Raw genomic sequence first — 21,684 nt, forward strand, 5'->3', positions numbered from 1 at the left:
GATTGTAGTCGTCGAACGGCTTTTGCCGCTTCGGACATCGGTGTCAGCCCAGCACCCCGTCGTCGTGCGCCATCATCAGCGCGCGCATCGCGGACCACATCCCGTAGTAGTGGACGATGTAGCTGTCCGCGCGGCGAAACAGCCAGGGCGTGTTGAAGCTGACGAGATCGGCCACGCCTTCGCCGTGCAATTGCCCGTCGCGCTCCATCGCGCGAATGAAATGCAGTTGGTCGCCGTCGCTCGCATAGACGCTCGACCGGTCGTGCAGCGCGGCGATCGTCGTCATCATGTCGCGCAGCATCGCGTCGTTGCGCGCGGTGCGCCGGAATGCCATCACGCCCGAGTTGAACGCCCACTGGCCGAGATCGTGCGCGAGCAGCCAGTCGCGCCCTTCGAGCAGCGGCGCCAGCGCTTTCTGCTGGTCCGCGATCAGCACGTCGGCATCGAGCCACACGACCCATTCGTGATGCTGCAGGTACGCATGCAGCAGCCACGGCTTGAACCAGTTGCCGGTCGCGTTCAGGCCGATCTCGGCCGGAATGTCGCGATGCACGTAGAGCGTGTAGCCGTGCGTGTCGCAGTAACGCCGGAAATTCCGTTCGGCGACGCGCGCATAGCTGCCGATGTTCGGCGTGTAGAGCGTCATCAACGCAATCGGGCGGCCCGGATTGTAGGTGCTGCGCTCGGCGGATTCGTCCGGCGTATGGGCAGCATCGTGATCGAACGAGAACATCGGCCGGCCGGCGGCACGGCATCGATTGACGTACGCGACGAGCGTGTCGCGGAAACGGGGCGCCGTGCCTTTCCGTTCGGGATCGTGCGGCGTGTCGTCGATGCTGATCGCGAACGTCGGTTCGCGGTTCCACATCGGATCGAGGTCGGGGCTGCTCGGCATGACCGGGTACAGCCCGTCGATCGGGGTCATGTAGTGATGCGTGTCGAGCGCCGCGAACAGCGCGGCCTCCGAGGTCAGCCGCGGTTCGCTGCCGAGCTTGCAGCGTTGCACCAGCTGCATCACGATCGCCCGCACGGCCGCCGTATTGCGCCAGATCTGCACGTCGACCTGCGGCAACGGGGGCGCGAACGCATCGACGAGCAGCATGTCGCGGCCGCGCATCAGGCGATCGAGCGCGACGGGCTCGATGATCGCCGCATCTTCGCTGAGCAGCAGCACGAGTTCGCCGGGCTGCGCGCCGCGCAGCACATGGAGCAGCGATTCGTAGCGATGGAGCGGCCGCAGCGGCAGCGCCTGCGGCATCGCGGAGGCGTCGACGATTGCGTGGCGATAGCCGTGCGCCTGCGCGTATTGCCGGTGATTCTCGAGGCTGGCGGGCGCGTCGTGACTGAAATGGCTGAGGACGATCATCGCGCGCTCCGGAGGCCGCGAAGCGGATCACGGCGGGCGCCGGGCGCGGGGTGTGTCGGCACGGCATCGCGGCCGGGCACGCGTTCCGGCGCGTGCCGCCCCTGTTCGTGATGGATTGCCCGGAAGACTTGCGCGGCGTCGCGTTCCATTCTGTCAGCCATTTTTTTCCGCAGCGCGGCTGCGAGGTCGTTGTCTGCCCGCGCCGGATGCCGATACCGTCCGGTCATCCCCCGGCATCCCGGTAGCGCGGCGGGTCGCCGGAGTATCGCACAGCCGTCTCGCCGATTGGCATGCGCCGGCCGCGCGCTGACCATCCCTGACAGTATGCGGCCGGCGCTCCGCTAGAATGCCGGCTTGCCGCCGGCGAGCGCCGCTTGACGCGGGCGGCGCATCGCGCGCTACACTGCGTCCATTCCATCCCCATCCAACCTTCCATCCTGCCGACGATGACGTCTCCTGTCCTGAACGGCCTGCGCATCGGTATCACGATCGGACTGCGTGCCCCCGACGAAAGCCTGTGGATCAACGGCATCAAGCAGAACGCGCTGTTTCTCGCGAAGCTGCTGATGGCGTCGCCGCACGGCTACCGCGTGACGCTGGTCAACACCACCGATGTGCCGCTCACCGATGCGCTGCCGTGGGATCGCCACGTATTCGACACGCGCACGTTCGACGACATGAAGGATTCGCTCGACGTGGTGATCGAGCTCGGCGGCCAGGTCAACGGGGAGCAGACGGCCTACCTGAAGGCGCGCGGCGCGAAGCTCGTCAGCTACTGCTGCGGCGTCGAGTACATCAACGTGATGGAGTCGATGCTGTTCGGCCGCCGGCTGTGGGATTCACTGTTCATCAACCGCGGCTACGACGAGGTGTGGGCGATTCCGCAGATCGCGCCCTCGTCGCTGCCGTTCCTGCAGTCGCTGCGCCGCTGCCCCGGGCGCGTCGTGCCGTTCGTGTGGGATCCGATGTTCCTGAGTGCGCGCGCCGCGCCGCTGCCCGAGCACGGTGAATACCGGCCGCGCAGCGAGCCTGGCAAGCGGCTGACGGTGATGGAACCGAACCACGACGTGGTGAAGTTCTGCGTGTATCCGATGCTGATCATCGACGAAGCGTATCGGCGCGATCCCGACGCGATCTGCTTCACGCACGTGACGAATGCCCTCCATCTCGCACACGACAGCCCCGAGTTCGTGATGCTGATGAACTACCTCGACATCGTGCGCGCGGGCAAGGCGAGCTTCGTCGGGCGCTTCGATACGCCGCTGTTCCTGGCCGACCTGACCGATATCGTCGTGTCGCACCAATGGTCGAATCCGCTCAACTATTTCTATTTCGACGTGTGCTGGCAGGGCTATCCGCTCGTGCACAACGCGAGCCTCGCGCCCGATCTCGGCTACTACTATCCCGACAACGACGTGCAGCAGGGCGCCGACGCGCTGCTGCGCGCGCTGCATACGCACGATGACGATTGGGAAGCGTACACGCGGCGCCAGCGCGAGATTCTCGGCCGCTATACGTCGGCCAATCCGGCACTCGTCGCCGAATACGACGCGTTGCTCGCGAACCTGGTCGGCACATCGGCCGCATAAGGCCCGATTTTTCGCGCGACGCACACCGTCGCGCCGAATTCCGCCATCGGGATAGTCCCGCCCTAATGTCTGACGAAATCGTGCCGTTAAAAAAGAAACCGCCGAACCCGATCGGTTCGACGGTTTTGAAGGCACGAATTTGACGGCTCCGAGGGAAGTCCGTCGGAAATCATTTTAGAGGTTAACAAGTATTTAAAATTGTTAAAAATGGTTCAATCGATATTCGTCGTATGAATTAAATTGATATTATCGATTAAGGGCTGTTTGATTCTGTTTTAAAATTTAATAATTCGTTTGAAACAATAAAATTGGATGCTGCGATGATCGAATGACATGCGGCGACCGATTTTCGATGTCGCTGCCGGCCATCCGCGATGGGCCCGGCAGCGGGCGATGACACGATGCTTCACGGGCCGGTATTTATCTGATCAATTCAGGATTTCCTGATTTCGAGATCCATAAATTGCGGGATCTGAATCGGATCGGGTTGTTTAGGCGAGAACAATAAACAGCATCCGAACCGGGGTTCCGTAATTTGCGTTAGTGTGACCTGTCGCACATTCGATATCGTGTGTGCATGGTGTATTTCCAGTAACTGAATATCGTTGAAAAATATCGAATTTTGACGGCGCGCCGAAGCGAACAGTACGCTCCCGGAAAAGATCGACATAACAGGATGGGCCGGGTAGGCGGCGGAGCGCGTCATGGTCGGCTTGCTCCGCATGTTTCTTGAGGTCGAGCCGCGATCGGCGGCTCGCCATTTGCCGGAGCGCCGGATGAATGCGGTCGAAGCTCGCCTGGAGGCGAATCGGGAAGCGAATCGTGACGAAATCGATCTCGTGTTCGGCGCCCCCGACGATCATCCCGACCTTGCGTCGGTACGCAGTTTCGTGGAAAGCCGGCTCGGGTTCGCACAAGAGCCCGTGTGCCGGGCCGACCTGTCGGGTGGTGTGCTGTACCAGGAATGCCTGGCGCGATTGCGGTGGGGCGAGCGCGATGCGCTGCCGCCCGCCGCATTCCTGCCGCGCCTCGAGGCGCTCGGGCTGATGCGGTGGTTCGACCGGCTCGTGGTCGGCCGCACGATCGACGCGCTGCGTGCCGATCCGGCTGCCGTCTACGGCTGCAATGTGGCGGCGGCGAGCGCGGTGGTCGACGACGCGTGGCTGGCCATCTTCAGGCGGCTCGAGCGCGAGCCGTCGGTCGCGGCGCGGCTGGTGGTCGAGATCACGGAGACGGGGCCGCTGAATCCCGTCGCGGGGCGATCGTTCGTGAACCGCTTCCGGCAGGCCGGATGCCGCATCGCGATCGACGATTTCGGGGTCGGTTTCAGCGCATTGAACAACCTGGTGGTCGGCAATCCCGACATCGTGAAGCTCGACCGGTCGATCCTGTCGATGATCAAGCGCAACGCGATCGGGCGTTACCAGCTCCGCCGGCTGATCGCGTTCGCGCATGAAGGGGCGCGACACGTCGTCGTCGAAGGCGTGGAGAGCGAGGTCGACCGGCAGATCATCCTGGATGCCGGCGTCGCGTGGGCGCAGGGCATCCGTTTTTCGTGGCGGCCGCCGGCCGCCGCGTGACGGCGCGGGAACCGGCGAGGTGGCGTGCAGGATGCACGCCGATGTCGGGCGTGATCGGCGCGTGGCCGGGGCGAATCGCAAAGGGGCTGAGCATGGCAGGGACGAAGGCCGGAGGCGGAACGGGCACGCAGGCGGCTGGTGCGCGCGACCTCGTCGCGATCACCGAGCTGACCGACATGCTGTGGCAACTGGGCGCCGAATCGACCGAGGTGCCGATCGACGTCACGCCGTATCTCGACGGCCTGAAAGCCGTTGCGCGCGGCATTCAGCGGATGACGCTGCTCGACGCCGGCGGCCGCGAGCTGGCGGCGCGGCACTATTACGCGGCCGTCATCGCGGGCGCGTGCGGCGACGATTCGGCCATCGCGCGTGGCGTGTCCGACAGCCTCGTCAAGTCATCCGGCGGCGCCAGCCGGCCGGTGGCGCATTGCTTCGCGGTGCTCGCGCGGATGGGGCGGCGGCATGGCCGTACGTTCGCCGCGCAAAGCGGCGATCGGGTGCTGGTCTAGCGCCTGTTCACGTCAGTCACGGGCCACAGCGCGAGACGCGCGGCCCGCGTCGACATCATCCGCGCGTCGCGGCCCCGATCAACATCCTGTCGATCAATCCGCCGAGCGCATGGAACAGCGTGCGCTGCGGCTCGAACGCCTACACGCGGCCGCCGCACGCACGCAGCCGATGCGCGATCGGCACGCACACGAGCCCCGCATTTGCGCCGCCGTCCACCGCGGTCGCATCGTCCGGCAACGGGGCGATCACGTGCAGGATCGTGTCGAGCTCGCCCCGGATAGGCGGCCGGCCGTCTTGATCAGCGCTTCGGCCTGAAGCGCGCAGTGCCGGTTGATGACGAACGGGCCCTGCATCGAATCGATCCCGACGAAATTGCGGACGGTCTGATTCAGGGGCGGGCCGTGTGCGAAGGAGGTCAGCCGAGCGCGCGGCCGTCGAACAGCTGCCGGATCTGCGCGGAATACGCGTGGACGTTGTGTTCGGCGAGCGTGTCGACCTGGTGCAGGCAGCGGCGGGCCGCGGCCGCATAGTCGTCGAGCCGCGCATCGTGCGTCTGCGCGGCGGTCGCGATCGCACGCGCCGCATCGAAGATCTCGAAGTCCGGGTAGTAGTAGCCGACGTCGCGCAGGAACGGCGAGTTGTGCACGAGCGGATAGTTGCCGTACAGCGCGTCGTACAGCAGGTAGTTGAGGCCGTTTTCCCAGTGATGGGACACGACGATGTCGGTGTGATGCGCGGCCCACGCGACGAACGGCGCGCGCACGTCGGCGGTCGCCTTGCCGTCGCGCACCATCTCGAGCCCGAGCGCGAGATGCTTGAAGGCGACGTTTTCCTTCTTGTCGAACGTGTTGGTCATGAACACGTGCTCGACGAGCTCCGGATGCTCGACGTAGCACGCGTTCGCGGCGAGCATCGGCACGATCGAGCTCTTCACGACGTTCAGGTTCGGTTCGAAGAACGCGATGCGCTTCGCGGTGCCGTGGTTGCGATAGCCGAAGCGCGCCTTCAGTTCAGGATCCGCGTCGAGGCTGCGTTCGATGAAATACGGCGACCAGATGTGCGGCAGCTCGATCACCGGCGCGCGATAGACGGCCCGGAAATACGCCGCGCACGTGTGCATGTGCTGCGGGTTGGTCCAGATCTCGTCGAACTGCACGCGGTTCGGGTTCGGCCGCCACGGATTCTTCTCGAAGTTGATCGTCTCGACCGCGATCACGTAGTCGTTGCCGAAGCGGTACGACACGCACTTGCCGCCGCGCCGGCGTACGGCATCCGTGTGGGTCTGGTCGATGAACGCATTCATCTCGATCAGCAGGTCGGTCTGGTGGACGACGGCCGACAGCGGCCGCAGCGCGTCGCCGAACGCGTCCATCATCAGCGCTTGCGGATAGTCGGTGATGCCGTCGTCGTGCGCGAGCCAGACCTCGCCGATCAGCGGCGACTGCTTCAGCAGCATGTACAGGAACACGCAGTGCTGGTTCGCGCCGTTGTACCAGATCGACTGCGTCGCGTCGCGCTGCACGTTCATCGTTATCGCGACATTGAGTTTCATCGGATCGGCTCCGTGGGGGCGCGGCGCGCGGGTTATTGCGCGAAATTCTGCGACTGGCGCGGCACGTAGCCGGTCAGGTGCCAGCGGCCGTCATCTTCGAGGCGGAAGCTCAGCTTCTCGTAGACCGTCGCGCCGCTCGTCAGCGTGGTCGTGTAGTCGACGTTCGCGTAAAGCCCGTCGGGCGTCGTCGCCGCATTCGTATAGCGGATGCGCGTGACCTGCGCCCAGCCGCGACGGCTGACCGTGCCGACCGACTGGCGTGCATGCTGCATGTCGGCCGCGAACTGGTCCTGCTTGATGCGCGCCTTCACGAACGGAGCCGCGTCGGTCCATACCGCGCCGTACCGGCCGGCATCGAGCTGCTTGAACACCGCATCCGAGTCGCGGAGCAGCGCGTCGGCCGATTCGCCGGCGGATTGCGCGTGCGCGCCGAGCGCGATCGAACCGACGGCACAGCCGATCAGCCATTTGGCGCGGGTGAGGGACGGGCGTGCGTTCATGTCGGCGTCCGGAAAGGGTGGCGCGTCACGCGTCGCGATAGAGGGTGGCGATCGCGTCCGTGTAGGCGGCGACGTTCTCGGGGTTGTAGATGCTGACGGAACTGAGCACGTGCCGCGACTGCTCGCGGTACGCCTCGAGGTTCGCGTCGTGTTCGGTGAACGCCTTCAGCAGCGCGCGGCCGCCGGCCTGGCAGTCGAAGTCCGGATAGAAATACCCGCCCTTGCCGAGGAACGGCGAGTTGTGGATCAGCGGGTAGTCGCCGTACAGCAGCTCGTAGTACAGGTAGTTCTGCGCGTTTTCCCACGTGTGCGACACCACCGCATCGCCGTAGGCGGCCATGAACTCGTACACCGCATAGCGGCTTTCGAACGTCGTGATCCCGTGATTCACGATGTCGAGGCTCTTCGCGAAGTGGACGAACGTCGCGTGTTCCTTCAGGTGCAGCGTGTTGCACACGCGCACGAACTCGAGGAAATCCGGTTTCGCGCGATACGCTTCCTCGGCCACCAGCATCGGAATGACGCTCGTCTTCACCATGCAGATGTTCGGCTCGAACATCGTCACGCGCCAGCGCGGCTTGCCGGGCGCATAGCCGAACGACAGCCCGGCGCCGAGCGTCGCGCGCGCCTTGTCGAACAGCATCGGGTGCCAGATGTGCGGGACGATCGTGACGGGCGCGCGCAGGCCCGTCTGGTAATAGTGCAGGCACGAGCGCTCGAATTCGGGGATCGTCCATACGGCGTCGTACGGCGCGCCCGAGAACAGGAACCCCGACGGCTTGTTGAACATCGCGCGTTCGATGTCGATCACGTAGTCGTTGCCGACCCGCATCGTGACAACCTTGCCGCCGCGCTCGCGGAACGCGCGCAGGTAGTCCGCGCCGAACTGCGCGCTCATTTCGATCAGGACGTCGCAGCGTTCCAGCGCTTCGTCCATCGACAGCAGCGGCACGTCCCATTCGCCGAGCATCATCTGCGGATCGGCGACCTGTTCGCCGCCGTTCACCATCACGGCTTCCGCGACGAGCGGCGACTGGCGCAGCAGCAGGATCAGCAGCAGGCAGTTCTGGAAGATGCCGTTTTCCCACAGCGACTGGCCGGCGCCGCGCACGAACAGCGACACGCCGACGACGAGACGCTTGCCCTCGCCGGGCGCTTGACGGGCATTGGAGTCCGACATGCGTATGCTCCGGTTCAGGCGACCAGACGCGAGACGAACGCGTCGAGGTTCGCGGGGTTGTCGATCGAGACCGACTGCAGCAGCCGGCCGGCCTTCGCGCGGTAGTCGTCGAGGCGTTCGTCGTGATGCAGCCAGGCCTCGAGCAGTGCTCGGCCGCCTGCGGCGGAATCGAAGTCCGGGTAGTAGTAGCCGGCGTCGCCGATCAGCGTCGAGTTGTGGATCAGCGGGTAGCCGCCGTACAGCACGTCGTAATACAGGTAGTTCTGCCCGTTTTCCCAGTGGTGCGACACGACCGCGTCCGCATGGCGCGCCATGAAGCCCGGCAGGTCGAGGCGCGGCTCGAAGGTCGCCTTGTGCTGGCGCACGAGGTCGAGGCTGTTCGCGAAGTGCACGAAGGTCGGATGCTCCTTCATGTGCAGCGAATTCACGACGAACATGTGCTGAACCGCGTCCGGCCGCGCACGGTAGAACTCGTCGCACGCGAGCATCGGGTAATGGCAGGACTTCGCGACCGAGATGTTCGGTTCGAGCATCGCCAGGTGCCACGGGCGCCGGCCCGGCCGATAGCCGAACGTCGCGCCTTCCGCGGCGAGCGCGGCGACGCGGCGATCGAGGAAGTACGGCGACCAGATGTGCGGCATCAGGTGGACCGGCGCGCGCAGGATGGTCTGCAGCATCGGCGCGGCGGTCTTGTCGTATTGCGGCAGCAGCCACACTTCGTCGAACGGCGCGCCGTTGAAGATGTGCCCCGACGGTTTGCCGAAGATCGGGGTTTCGCACAGGCCGGCATACACGTGCCCGCAGAAGAACGCGGCGATTTTCTTGCCGAGCGCCTTCATGTGCCTGAGCCATTCCACCGGCAGCTGCGCGCCCATTTCGATCACGACGTCGAGTTCGTGCGTGACGTCGGCGGGCTTCACGAGCGGGATGTCGAGGCCGTCGAGTTCGAGGCCGGCCGGCAGCGCGTTGGCGTCGCCGCCGTTCAGGAAGTAGACGGGGCCGACGCGATCCGAGCGCTTGAGCATCATCGCGAGGAACGCGATGTTCTGGTGTATGCCGTTTTCCCAGATCGCCTGGCCGTCGCGCGCAAACAGCGAGATGCCGACCGCCGGCCGTTGCTTGCGGGTGCCGCCCGAGGCGGCTTCATTGATGTCCGTCACCGGTTGGTTTCCTCTGCGGCGTCGTGCGTCCGGGCATCGCGTCGAGCGTCTGGCCTGGAAGCGGCGCGCCGTGGATTGTCATGGTTGCATGTGCGCCGGTGCGCCGCGGCGGGCGAATCGGGCGACCGGGTTCGCGAGGGCGGCAGCCGGTTTCCGGCGTGTCGTCGGGCACGCCTGGCACGGCGTGCGATTCGGGCAGGCTGCCCCGGCGACTGTCTGCGGCGATTGTGGCACGGAAACCACCGGTTTTGGCGGGGCGTGACGAACTTTGACATAGCCGACGACCAACGGAAACGGGCGCCGGCGAAGCGGCGCCCGGTCGGTCCGGCGGCGGTCGGGTGCGCGCCCGGCGCCGCGCTGGCGGCCGGAGCGGGATGCCGCGCGCGGCGGCGGCCCGCTCAGTGCTGCAGGCGGATTTCGACGCGGCGGTTGCTGGCGCGGCCTTCCGGCGTCGCGTTGGACGCGACCGGATCGGCCTTGCCGCGACCCGTGACCGTCAGCGAGTCGGTCTTCAGGCCGTGCGCCTTCAGGTACGCCGCGACGGATTCGGCGCGGCGCTTCGACAGCGCGAGGTTGTAGTCGTCGCTGCCCACCGAATCCGTAAAGCCGGTGACGCTCACCTGCGAGTACGTGTGGTCGGCGCGCTCGCTCAGCAACCGGTCGAGCGATTCGCGCGCGGTCGGGGCGAGCGTTGCGTGGTCGGTCGCGAACAGCGCGTCGCCCGACAGGTTCACCTGTTCGACGACGGCTGCCGGCGGCGCGGCGGCCGGGGCCGAAGCCGCCTCGACCGGCGCCGCGCCGCACTGGAACACGAGCGTCGCGGGATCGGATTTGTCGCGCAGCGCGCGGGCCGAGTCGACGGCGCGCACCGGCTCCTCGCCGCAAATCTTGCGGGCGGCCTTCATGCAGGTCTGCGGGCCCGACAGCAGGCCGTGGCAGTCCACCTGGAAGGTCCGCACGCCGTCGCGCGGCTGTAGTTCGGAAGCGCTGAAGGTCGGGCCGGATGCGGTCGAGCACGCGGCGAGGGCCGTTGCGGAAAGTGCGAGCGCAAGAGCGAGTTTGTTCACGGTTACATCCTCAATGCTTGGGTTGACTGAAGCCCGCCACGGGTGGCGCGGCGGGCTCGTCCGGCCGTCGGGGCCGCCGCGGGCCGGACGGCTGGCGAGCCGGGCGGCCGGGCGGCCTGGCGGCTCGACGCGACGCGTTACTTCCACTGGTACAGCATGCCGGCGCCGATCACCTTCTGACCGCCGCTGAAGCCGCCGTTGATCGACGCCTTCAGGTTCTCCGTGATGCGAGCCTGCATGTTGACCGCCATCGCCTTCTGGCCGAGGAAGGTCGACGTACCCACGCCCATCCCGAAGTTGGCATCGCGATCGAGCTGCGGGATCGATGCCATCGCGCCGACGGCCGCGATACCCTGCTTCGCCATCTGGTCGGTCTGCTGCAGTTGCGAACCCAGCGAGTTGATCTGCGCCTGCTGGCCCGACAGTGCCGTCGACAGCGTCGTCTGCACCTGCGTCAGCTGGTTCACGTTCACCGCGTCGGTGCCTTGCGTACCCGGCGCGACGTTCGTGATCTGGCGCTGCTGCGTGTCGTTGCCGACCGACACCACGTTCGAGCGGCCGCCGTCGTTGGAGCCCGCGCCGATCGCCACCGAGTTCGAACCGGCGGTGACGACCGGAAGGTCGTTGCCCTTGCCGTTCAGGTCGGCGGCGACACCGTTGTTGTTGTTGGAACGAATCGTGTTGTTGTTGATCGTCGTCGACAGCGAGTTCAACGTGTTGTTGATGTTGGTCACGCCGGTCGACAGCGAGGCCACGTTGCTGTTCGTCGTGCTCAGGCCGGTGGACAGCGAGCCGATGCCGGTCGAGGTCGACGTCGACAGCGAGTTGACATTGCTGTTCGTCGCGCTCAGGCCCGTCGACAGCGAGTTGATCGCGGTCGAGGTCGACGTGGACAGCGAGGCCACGTTGCTGTTCGTCGCGCTCAGGCCGGTGGACAGCGAGTTGATGCCCGTCGACAGCGACGCGACGTTCGACGCGGTCGACGTCGACAGCGTGTTGATCGCGTTGTTCGTCGCGTTGAGCTGGCTGCCGTTGATCGCGTCCGTGCTGCTGGCCGAGATCCGGCCCGCGGCGACGTTCGTGATCTGGCGTTCCTGGCCCGGTGCGCCGACGCTCACCACGCCGACCGGCGAGCCGCCTGCGAAGGGGTACGTGACGCCGCCGATCGTGGCGCTCGACGTCGGGTTCGCGGCGCTCGTGACCGAGTTCGCGCCGAGTGCGATCGAGTTGGCGACGTTGGCCTGTGCGTTCGTGCCGAAGGCGAGTGCGTCGGCGGCGGTTGCCTGCGCTGCCGAGCCGTACGCTTGCGCGCCGGTGGCGCTTGCCGTGGCCTGGTTGCCGAGCGCGATCGTGTTGTCCGCGGTGGCCTGGTTCGAGCTGCCGAGGGCGAGCGCGCTCGCGCCGTTGGCCGTGTTCGCGTTGCCGAGCGCCACTGCGCCGTTGCCGGTCGCCGTGTCGTTCGCACCCATCGCCACCGCGCCGGTACCCGTTGCGATGCTCGGGTCGCCGATCGCGACCGCGCCGTCACCGGTTGCCGTGTTGCCGGAGCCGATCGACACGGCCTTGCCGCCCGCTGCCGATGCGTTCTGGCCGATGGCGACCGCGCCTGCCGACTGCGCGTTCGAGCCGTCGCCGACCGCGACGCTGCTGGCGCCTGCCGCGCTGGCGTTCACGCCGGCCGCGAGGGCGTTGGTGCCCGTTGCGCCCGTGTTGTCGTAGTTGGCTTGCTGCACGCCGTTGTCGTTGACGCTGTAGTAGTGCGTCTTCGCGGCGTTGATCGCGGTCGAGGTCGAGGTCGACAGCGACGTCACCGAGCTGTTCGTGCTGCTCAGGCCGGTGGACAGCGAGCCGATGCCGGTCGAGGTCGACGTGGACAGCGACACGATCGTGCTGTTCGTGCTGCTCAGGCCGGTGGACAGTGAGTTGAGGCCGGTCGAGGTCGACGTGGACAGCGAGGTGATCGAGCTGTTCGCCGAGGACAGACCCGTCGAGGTCGAGGTCGACAGCGACGTGATCGAGCTGTTTGCCGACGACAGGCCCGTCGAGGTCGAAGTCGACAGCGAGGTCACCGAACTATTCGTCGAGCTGAGACCCGTGGACAGCGAACCGATCGAGCTGGTGGCCGACGAGAGGCCGGTCGAGGTCGAGGTCGACAGCGACGTGATGGAGCTGTTAGCCGAGGACAGGCCGGTCGAGGTCGACGTGGACAGGGACGTGATCGAGCTGTTCGCCGACGACAGGCCGGTCGAGGTCGAAGTCGACAGCGAAGTCACCGAACTATTCGTCGTGCTGAGGCCCGTGGACAGCGAACCGATCGAGCTGTTCGCCGACGAGAGGCCGGTCGACGTGGAAGTCGACAGGGACGTGATCGAGCTGTTAGCCGAAGACAGGCCGGTCGAGGTCGAGGTCGACAGCGACGTCACCGAACTATCCGTCGAACTGAGGCCCGTGGACAGCGAACTGATCGAGCTATTGGCCGACGAGAGACCGGTCGACGTGGAAGTCGACAGGGACGTGATGGAGCTGTTAGCCGAGGACAGGCCGGTCGAGGTCGAGGTCGACAGCGAGGTCACCGAACTATTCGTCGAGCTGAGGCCCGTGGACAGTGAACCGATCGAGCTGTTGGCCGACGACAGGCCGGTCGAGGTCGAGGTCGAGAGGGAGGTCACCGAACTATTTGTCGAGCTGAGGCCCGTAGACAGCGAACCGATCGAGCTGTTGGCCGAAGACAGGCCGGTCGAGGTCGAGGTCGAGAGGGAGGTCACCGAACTATTCGTCGAGCTCAGGCCCGTGGACAGCGAACCGATCGAGCTGTTAGCCGACGAGAGGCCGGTCGAGGTCGAGGTCGACAGCGACGTCACCGAACTATCCGTCGAGCTGAGGCCCGTGGACAGCGAACCGATCGAGCTGTTAGCCGACGAGAGACCGGTCGAGGTCGAAGTCGACAGCGAGGTTACCGAACTATTCGTCGAGCTCAGGCCCGTGGACAGCGAACCGATCGAGCTGGTGGCCGACGACAGGCCGGTCGAGGTCGAGGTCGACAGCGACGTGATCGAGCTGTTAGCCGACGAGAGGCCGGTCGAGGTCGACGTCGACAGCGACGTGATCGAGCTGTTGGCCGACGAGAGGCCGGTCGACGTGGAAGTCGACAGCGACGTGATCGAGCTGTTAGCCGACGACAGGCCGGTCGAGGTCGAAGTCGACAGCGACGTGATCGAGCTGTTGGCCGTCGAGAGGCCGGTCGACGTGGAAGTCGACAGCGACGTGATCGAGCTGTTGGCCGTCGAGAGGCCGGTCGACGTGGAAGTCGACAGCGACGTGATCGAGCTGTTGGCCGACGACAGGCCGGTCGAGGTCGAAGTCGACAGCGACGTCACCGAACTATTCGTCGAGCTGAGGCCGGTGGACAGCGAACCGATCGAGCTGTTAGCCGACGAGAGGCCGGTCGAGGTGGAAGTCGACAGCGACGTCACCGAACTATCCGTCGAGCTGAGGCCGGTGGACAGCGAACCGATCGAGCTGTTGGCCGACGACAGACCAGTCGACGTGGAAGTTGACAGCGAAGTGATCGAGCTGTTTGCCGAAGACAGGCCGGTCGAGGTCGAGGTCGAGAGCGAAGTGATCGAGCTGTTGGCCGATGAGAGGCCGGTCGACGTGGAAGACGACAGCGACGTGATCGAACTGTTAGCCGACGACAGACCGGTCGACGTGGAGGTCGACAGCGAGGTGACCGAGCTATTGGTCGACGAGAGGCCGGTCGAGAGCGAGCCGATCGAGCTGTTAGCCGACGACAGGCCGGTCGAGGTCGAGGTCGAAAGCGAAGTGATCGAGCTATTGGCCGATGAGAGGCCGGTCGACGTGGAAGACGACAGCGACGTGATCGAACTGTTAGCCGACGACAGACCGGTCGACGTGGAGGTCGACAGCGACGTTACCGAACTATTCGTCGAGCTGAGTCCGGTGGACAGCGAACCGATCGAGCTGTTGGCCGACGACAGACCCGTCGAGGTCGAGGTCGACAGCGAGGTGATCGAGCTGTTGGCCGAGGAGAGGCCGGTCGACGTGGAAGTCGACAGCGACGTGATCGAGCTGTTAGCCGACGACAGACCGGTCGACGTGGAGGTCGAAAGCGAAGTGATCGAACTGTTGGCCGACGAGAGGCCGGTCGAGGTCGAGGTCGAAAGCGAAGTGATCGAGCTATTGGCCGACGACAGACCCGTCGAGGTCGACGTGGACAGCGAGGTGATCGAGCTGTTAGCCGAGGACAGACCCGTCGACGTCGAAGTCGAAAGCGAGGTGACCGAGCTATTGGTCGACGAGAGGCCGGTCGAGAGCGAGCCGATCGAGCTATTGGCCGACGACAGGCCGGTCGACGTGGAAGTCGACAGCGACGTGATCGAGCTGTTGGCCGACGACAGACCGGTCGAGGTCGAAGTCGAAAGCGAGGTGATCGAGCTGTTTGCCGACGAGAGGCCGGTCGAGGTCGAAGTCGACAGCGAGGTGATCGAGCTGTTTGCCGACGAGAGGCCGGTCGAGGTCGAAGTCGACAACGACGTGATCGAGCTGTTAGCCGACGACAGACCCGTCGACGTGGAGGTCGACAGCGACGTTACCGAACTATTCGTCGAGCTGAGTCCGGTGGACAGCGAACCGATCGAGCTATTGGCCGACGACAGACCCGTCGAGGTCGAGGTCGACAGCGAGGTGATCGAGCTGTTGGCCGAGGAGAGTCCGGTCGAGGTCGAGGTGGACAGCGACGTGATCGAACTATTGGCCGACGAGAGGCCGGTCGAGGTCGAAGTCGACAGCGACGTGATCGAGCTGTTAGCCGAGGATAGACCGGTCGAAGTCGAGGTGGACAACGAGGTGATCGAGCTGTTCGCCGACGACAAGCCGGTCGAGGTCGAAGTCGACAGCGACGTCACCGAACTATTCGTCGAGCTGAGTCCGGTGGACAGCGAACCGATCGAGCTATTGGCCGACGACAGACCCGTCGAGGTCGAGGTCGACAGCGAGGTGATCGAGCTGTTGGCCGAGGAGAGTCCGGTCGAGGTCGAGGTGGACAGCGACGTGATCGAGCTATTGGCCGACGACAGGCCGGTCGAGGTCGAAGTCGACAGCGACGTGATCGAGCTGTTAGCCGAGGACAGACCGGTCGAAGTCGAGGTGGACAACGAGGTGATCGAGCTGTTCGCCGACGACAAGCCGGTCGACGTCGACGTCGACAGCGACGTCACCGAACTATTCGTCGAGCTGAGGCCGGTGGACAGTGAACCGATCGAGCTGTTGGCCGACGAAAGACCCGTCGAGGTCGAAGTCGACAGCGAACCGATCGAGCTGTTAGCCGACGACAGCCCCGTCGACGTGGAAGTCGACAGCGACGAGACCGAACTGTTGGTCGAACTCAGGCCAGTCGACAGTGACGAGATCGCGCTGCTGGACGACGACACTGTCGTCGACAGCGAATTCACGGCCACATTGGTTGCAAAGAGCTGCGAGCCGTTGATTGCGTCGGTACTGGTCTGGGCGATCTCGCCGGCCGCAACGTTCGTGACCTGGCGCTGGTTGGTCGAGCTGCCAACACTGACCACGCTCGTCGGATTACCGCCCGCGAACGTGCTGGTTACGCCGCCGACGGTACCGGTAGGCGTCGGGTTGGCTGTGGCCGTAGTGGAGCCGCTGCCCAGCGCGACGCTGCCGACGTTGCTCGCGACGGCATTCGGACCGATCGCGACTGCGTTGCTTGCGCTCGCGTTCGCAGCATTGCCGACGGCGACGCCGCTTGCGCCGGCTGCGTTGGCAGCATTGCCGACGGCGACACTGCTGGCGCCCGCGGCAGTGGCGGCTACACCGGCGGCGAGCGAGTTGATGCCCGTTGCGCCCTTGTTGTCGTAGTTGGCTTGCTGCACACCGCCGTCGTTGACGCTGTAGTAGTGCGTCTTCGCGGCTTCGATCGCAGTCGAGGTCGAGGTGGACAGCGAGGTAATCGAGCTGGTGGCCGACGACAGACCGGTCGACGTGGACGTGGACAGCGAGTTGATGCCCGTCGACGTGGACGTGGACAGCGAAGTAATCGAGCTATTGGCCGACGACAGGCCGGTCGACGTGGAAGTCGACAGCGAAGTGACCGAGCTGTTGGTCGACGAGAGACCGGTCGAGAGCGAGCCGATCGAGCTGGTAGCCGACGACAGGCCGGTCGACGTGGAAGTCGACAGCGAAGTGACCGAGCTGTTGGTCGACGAGAGACCGGTCGAGAGCGAGCCGATCGAGCTGGTAGCCGACGAGAGGCCGGTCGAGAGCGAGCCGATCGAGCTGGTAGCCGACGACAGGCCGGTCGACGTGGAAGTCGACAGCGAAGTGACCGAGCTGTTGGTCGACGAGAGGCCGGTCGAGAGCGAGCCGATCGAGCTGGTAGCCGACGACAGGCCGGTCGAGGTCGAAGTCGACAGCGAAGTGACCGAGCTATTGGTCGACGAGAGACCGGTCGATAGCGAGCCGATCGAGCTGGTAGCCGACGACAGGCCGGTCGAGGTCGACGTGGACAGCGACTTGATCGAGCTGTTAGCCGACGAGAGGCCGGTCGACGTGGAAGTCGACAGCGAAGTGACTGAGCTATTGGTCGACGAGAGACCGGTGGACAGCGAGCCGATCGAGCTGTTGGCCGACGAGAGACCCGTCGACGTCGAGGTCGAGAGCGAAGCGATCGAGCTGTTAGCCGACGACAAACCGGTCGATGCCGACGTCGACAGGCTCGTGATGCTCGACGTCGTCGTGCTTGCAACTGCGTAGAGCTGGCTGCCGTTGATGGCGTCGGTGCTGGTCCCGCTGACGAGGCCTGCCGCGACGTTCTGGATGCGGCGCTCCGCGTTCGGCTGGCCGACGCTGACAATGCCGCCCGTCGGCGTCCCGGCCTGGTAGTTGCCGAACGTCTGGCCGCCGATCGTGGTGCTGTTGACGGCGGTATTGCCGCCGGTCGTCGCCGACGCGGCGCTACTCGTCACCGAGCTGCTGCCGAGGGCGACCGAATTCGCGACGTTCGCGGTCGAACCCACGCCGATGGCGATGGCGTTCGAGACCGTTGCATTCGCATTTTGGGCGAACGCGACCGAACCCGAACCCGACGCAGTCGAGTTCGAGCCGAAGGCCGTCGCATAGTTGTTCGAGGCCACGGCGGCGGAGCCGACGGCGACCGAGCCGGACGCGCCGCTGGCCGTCGAGCCGTTGCCGAGCGCAATGGCGTCTGCGCCCGTCGCACGCGTGTTGGCGGCGAAGCTGCCGACGGTGCCGAGTGCAATTGCGCCGACGCCCGTCGCGGTTGCCGAATTGCCGATTGCGACGGCGCCGTTCGTGCCCGTCGCGTTCGCGGAGCTGCCGATTGCCACCGCGCTGTTGCTTGCGGTGCTGCTGTTGCCCAGCGCGACGGAGCCGGTGCCACTCGCCGAATTGCCGTTGCCGAGCGCAAGCGCACCGGAACCGTTCGACGTGTTGTTCGCGCCGATCGCCAGGGCACCCGTGCCGGTTGCGCTGTTGGGATCGCCGATCGCAACGGCGCCGTCGCCGCTCGCGACCTGGCCTCGACCGATCGCGACCGCACCGCCGCCTGCCGTGGCGCCGTTCGCGGTGGTGCCCGACGAGCCGATCGCCACGTTCTGGCCCGTCGCGCCGGAGGTGACACCGTCGCCTTGCGCGATGCCGTATGCGCCATTGACGGCCGCGCCGCGGCCGACTGCGATCCCCGACGTGGCGCTCGACGCCACCGACGACTGCCCGCCGATTGCAATACCGTCCGAAGCGGCCGACTGCGCTCCCTTCGTTGCATTGCTGCCGATCGCAACCGCGCCTGCACCCGAAGCGATGGTCGAGTTTGCGTAAGCAAGCGGGGTCGTGCCATTGCCTGCTGCGCCGCCGATGGCGACCGAATTCAGCGCGTTGGCCGTTGCGCCGAAGCCGAGCGCGGTGGCACCCGCGCCGCTGGCCGTCGACTCGAGGCCGGCGGACGTGCCCCACAGACCGGCAGACGACAGAAAGCCCGTTGCCGTGCCGCCGGTACCGGTGACCTGTGCGAACGCACCGTAAACCGTCGCTGCCAAGTTGTTGTTGCCGGTGGAGTTACAGCCACCGACCGTGGAATAAGTGCCGGATCCGTCGACCGGATACGCATTGGTGTTGCCGGTCGTCGTGCGGCCGACTGTAGCGTTGCCACTGCCCGACGTACATGACGACACCGTGAACTGGGTGCCGTTGGTCGTTCCTGGGACGAACGTATTGGCGTTCGCGAACGAAGGCAGTGCGGCCAGCGCGACGAGCACGGCGGCGGCAACAGCCGACTTGTTCGGCTTGCCCCGTGCCGAGTCGTGTTCCGATGCGGCGACCCACGCGCCGAGGGCTTCGTTCCAGATCGAGCGGTATGTGCGGTTCATGTCCTGCTACCTCCAAATATGCACGCCACACACCGGTCTCTTTTGTTAGAGGATTGCTCCGTGCGCTCGCGCGAATCTCAAAATTGATGGGCGGAGTTTATTGGAGGAGGATTTTTCAGATTGATAAAAAGTGATAAATAGAGTGTTTTGAAAGTTAAAGGATGGTTAATAGATCGTTTTTGATGCATTGACTCGGAATGTATTTGTAAGATGTAAGAATGTTTAGTGAAGGGCTTTAAACTTCCGCGAGTGTCTAGATTTTTCTTATAAAAATCATGATGTTACGGTTGTTTTGTGTGATGGATTACACAACAAAAGCATCGAAATGTAAGACAAATGAAATAGCAAACGTTTGCGAGTTAAGCAATCCTTTCGTCAATGTAATGTATTTGGGGTGAGCAAGTGGTTAAAGTGTTCTTCATCTCATTAATTTGTTAATTTATGGTTTATGTTTTGGTTTTTAATTGATTTTGCGGATTATCTTAAAATAGATTTAATTTGAAATATCGAACATCGGGCTGTGCTGATTTGCGCGTCCGGGCCGCCGCAATGGCCCGCGAGACGGGCGTTTCGGGCCGGTTGGCCCATTGAATTTGTAAAAAAGTGCTACAGGGCGGTGAACCAGACCGTCACCATTCATCTTTCGAATTTGTCCTATTGACTATTTCGGAGATTGTGACAATCGGATGGGGTTCGGCGACGGGGCAAATCCGTCTGGCAGGCGTGACCTGCGTCGATGGTGCGCCCGGCGGCGACAGGTTGTTAAAGGGGCTGTCCGGCCTCGGTGGCGACGTCCCCGAATTGTCAAATCCGGGGTGTGACAATTTGTCCGCGCGCGCCGAAGCGCTGAAGAAAAAAGGGCGGGAGTGAGTGTGTCAGCCGCGCCACATCCGGCGGGTCGATGCAGGTCTGCAAGGTTCCACACCGCATGCGATGGGGCGGCTTCGAGTGGGTGGCGGGCAGTAACCCCAGTGAGGCGGCTCGCCATGGAAGTGCGACGAACGCGTAGCGAAGGTCGAACGCGACCCGGGCGCGGGCCGCCGAACAGCACGGGTGCGTCGATCGTCGTGTCCCGCTTGCTGTGCGCGCCGGATACTGGCGATGCCGTTGCCGGCGCCCGGATCCCGGTGGAATTCAGCGGCCCGAGGTTTCGAGCGTCGACGAAGGCGTTGTCCGGTTGCCCGGCCGGACAACGGGGCCAACCGGACGTCTGCCCGGCGCGGTAGCCTTACTTCTTGAGAAACCGCAGCGCAAACCGCGCCATGCGCGGCACGAACGTCGGGCGCAGCAGGCGCTTGTCGTAGCCGGCCATCCGCCGGTCGTTCTCGGCGAGACACAGTTCGATCAGCTCGCGCGGATTGAGTGCGTCGCCGATGTCGGCGGTGCCGGTTGCCGGGAAGTTCGCGTCACGTGCGACGCCGTCGGAATCGATGCCGCGCGCGATGCCGATGCGCTCCCGGATCAAATGCACCCACACGGCCGCGACCCGCGCGAAGAACCACGGTCGGCGCCACCACGGGAGCGAGCGCCAGTACCACGCGTACCAGTTCACGAAGAACAGGATATGGCGGCCTTCTTCCTGAATCACGGGCTCGAAGGTGTCGACGAGTTCGGGCGGGAAATAGCCGGAGCGCTGCGCGGAACGGAACAGGCCGAACGCGAAGAAGCTGTCGATGCATTCGCTGAAGCCCGTGACGATCCACCACCACTCGGGATCTTTCGGCGCGGGGTAGGCGGGCTCGGGGGCGAGCCGGATGCCGTATGCCTCGACGAGCTTCGACAGCACGACCTTGTGGCGCGCTTCCTCGCCGCCGTCCATCTCGAGTGCGCGGCGCAGCAGCGGATCGCCGATCGTCGCCGCATAGGTGGCCACGCGGATCGATGCGCGGCCTTCGGTCTGCACCGCGATGTCCCAGATCGGCAGCGACGTGAGCCGTTTGAGCTCGGCGGGTGTGAGCGCCGGCCAGTCGATCACGGCCGGCTTGTACGGATTGTGTGTGTCGAGCAGCATGCGGCAGAACATCTGCATGTGCGCATCGGAACCGATCCGGACCGGACCTTGCCTCTCGAAGGTCCAGTTGCGCATTGCGTGATCTGCGGCTGCATGCTCTTCCTGCAGCGTGTCACTCATGGCGTAGCTATGCGTTTACGGGTCGAAAGATTCTTGCATAGCTTCCGTAAACGCGTATTTTCGAGCGGCCATGGGCACGCCGGTGTCGTTGGTCGTAAAACCGAGCGGATTGACATCTAAGACGAGCGAGGGGGCCCCTGCGCGGTACTGAATGTCGTGCCCCCGACGTTCGGTAAGCCGGCTGGGCATACGCACATGACCCCCTGGGTCTCCGGTGATGTTGCGAAATGGTCACGGAGTCAACAAGGCGAACCCATATGATCGAATAGGGGGAGGCTTCGTGTTCTTGCAGGGGCGTTTCGGAGAGCTGTACCGGGCGGCCTTTAGGTCGGCCCCAGGGGGAACTGGAGACCTCCCAAAACACATACCTGGATCACGAGATGAACCCAGTTCGATGCAGGGGCCTAATACACAGCAAACTACGCGCAGGGGGAGATGCATAGGGCGTCCCGTATGCGTTCTTCTGATCTTGCAAGACCGATGCGTCGTCGCGATACTTAACTCAACGCAATGAACGTCGGGGGAGCACGAAATGAGTGTCGCGACAAAACCGCAGGCAACCATGCAGTAGACAAGATGTTGCGGCCAAGTGGTCGGCGCCGTTGGCGAAGGCGGGCTGGACTTCTTTC

The 21,684-nt window shown here is 64.7% G+C and carries 11 protein-coding genes; 3 read left to right on the plus strand and 8 right to left on the minus strand.

Annotated features, from left to right (window positions below; genetic code table 11):
* Positions 1–43: 43 nt before the first annotated feature.
* The gene (locus CFB43_RS19735) at positions 44–1,366 is read right to left on the minus strand and encodes a galactosyl transferase GMA12/MNN10 domain protein (RefSeq protein ID WP_089496234.1); all 1,323 of its coding nucleotides are present in this window, start codon (positions 1,364–1,366) and stop codon (positions 44–46) included.
* 446 nt (positions 1,367–1,812) lie between these two features.
* Between CFB43_RS19735 and CFB43_RS19740 the strand changes: the two genes are divergently transcribed.
* The 3 genes from CFB43_RS19740 (at position 1,813) to CFB43_RS19750 (ending at position 5,044) form a co-directional block, all read left to right on the plus strand.
* Positions 1,813–2,955 (plus strand): DUF2827 domain-containing protein, encoded by a 1,143-nt coding sequence (locus CFB43_RS19740; protein WP_089496235.1) that lies wholly within the window; start codon positions 1,813–1,815, stop codon positions 2,953–2,955.
* Positions 2,956–3,731: 776 nt separating this feature from the next.
* A complete protein-coding gene (locus tag CFB43_RS19745; RefSeq protein ID WP_089496236.1) occupies positions 3,732–4,535 on the plus strand; it encodes an EAL domain-containing protein in 804 nt (267 codons plus the stop codon).
* Between the two features lie 92 nt (positions 4,536–4,627).
* A complete protein-coding gene (locus CFB43_RS19750) occupies positions 4,628–5,044 on the plus strand; it encodes a hypothetical protein (RefSeq protein ID WP_089498076.1) in 417 nt (138 codons plus the stop codon).
* Positions 5,045–5,460: 416 nt separating this feature from the next.
* On the opposite strand, the gene CFB43_RS19760 is transcribed toward CFB43_RS19750, so the two are convergent.
* From CFB43_RS19760 to CFB43_RS19815, 7 genes are all read right to left on the minus strand, one after another.
* Positions 5,461–6,597, minus strand: a complete 1,137-nt coding sequence (locus tag CFB43_RS19760) for a DUF2827 family protein (protein WP_089496237.1) — start codon at positions 6,595–6,597, stop codon at positions 5,461–5,463.
* A 32-nt stretch (positions 6,598–6,629) separates the two neighbouring features.
* Entirely contained in the window at positions 6,630–7,097 is a 468-nt protein-coding gene (locus CFB43_RS19765; RefSeq protein ID WP_089496238.1) for a DUF4019 domain-containing protein, read from the minus strand.
* A 25-nt stretch (positions 7,098–7,122) separates the two neighbouring features.
* The gene (locus CFB43_RS19770) at positions 7,123–8,277 is read right to left on the minus strand and encodes a DUF2827 domain-containing protein (protein WP_089496239.1); all 1,155 of its coding nucleotides are present in this window, start codon (positions 8,275–8,277) and stop codon (positions 7,123–7,125) included.
* Between the two features lie 14 nt (positions 8,278–8,291).
* A complete protein-coding gene (locus tag CFB43_RS19775) occupies positions 8,292–9,437 on the minus strand; it encodes a DUF2827 domain-containing protein (protein ID WP_089496240.1) in 1,146 nt (381 codons plus the stop codon).
* A gap of 398 nt (positions 9,438–9,835) precedes the next feature.
* Positions 9,836–10,504: an OmpA family protein gene (locus CFB43_RS19780; protein ID WP_089496241.1), complete on the minus strand. Its 669-nt coding sequence runs from the start codon at positions 10,502–10,504 to the stop codon at positions 9,836–9,838.
* A 137-nt stretch (positions 10,505–10,641) separates the two neighbouring features.
* Complete coding sequence (locus tag CFB43_RS37825; RefSeq protein WP_144023142.1) at positions 10,642–18,924, minus strand: ESPR-type extended signal peptide-containing protein; 8,283 nt, start codon at positions 18,922–18,924, stop codon at positions 10,642–10,644.
* Positions 18,925–20,152: 1,228 nt separating this feature from the next.
* Entirely contained in the window at positions 20,153–21,055 is a 903-nt protein-coding gene (locus CFB43_RS19815) for an aminomethyltransferase (RefSeq protein WP_089496244.1), read from the minus strand.
* Positions 21,056–21,684 lie beyond the last annotated feature (629 nt).

It is taken from the genome of Burkholderia sp. AU15512 (assembly GCF_002223325.1).
Taxonomy (GTDB): domain Bacteria; phylum Pseudomonadota; class Gammaproteobacteria; order Burkholderiales; family Burkholderiaceae; genus Burkholderia.

Excerpts from the sequence above, each read along its gene's own strand:
- CFB43_RS19735 (WP_089496234.1), bottom strand. The coding sequence starts at position 1,366 with ATGATCGTCCTCAGCCATTTCAGTCACGACGCGCCCGCCAGCCTCGAG.
- CFB43_RS19740 (WP_089496235.1), top strand. The coding sequence starts at position 1,813 with ATGACGTCTCCTGTCCTGAACGGCCTGCGCATCGGTATCACGATCGGA.
- CFB43_RS19745 (WP_089496236.1), top strand. The coding sequence starts at position 3,732 with ATGAATGCGGTCGAAGCTCGCCTGGAGGCGAATCGGGAAGCGAATCGT.
- CFB43_RS19750 (WP_089498076.1), top strand. The coding sequence starts at position 4,628 with ATGGCAGGGACGAAGGCCGGAGGCGGAACGGGCACGCAGGCGGCTGGT.
- CFB43_RS19760 (WP_089496237.1), bottom strand. The coding sequence starts at position 6,597 with ATGAAACTCAATGTCGCGATAACGATGAACGTGCAGCGCGACGCGACG.
- CFB43_RS19765 (WP_089496238.1), bottom strand. The coding sequence starts at position 7,097 with ATGAACGCACGCCCGTCCCTCACCCGCGCCAAATGGCTGATCGGCTGT.
- CFB43_RS19770 (WP_089496239.1), bottom strand. The coding sequence starts at position 8,277 with ATGTCGGACTCCAATGCCCGTCAAGCGCCCGGCGAGGGCAAGCGTCTC.
- CFB43_RS37825 (WP_144023142.1), bottom strand. The coding sequence starts at position 18,924 with ATGAACCGCACATACCGCTCGATCTGGAACGAAGCCCTCGGCGCGTGG.
- CFB43_RS19815 (WP_089496244.1), bottom strand. The coding sequence starts at position 21,055 with ATGAGTGACACGCTGCAGGAAGAGCATGCAGCCGCAGATCACGCAATG.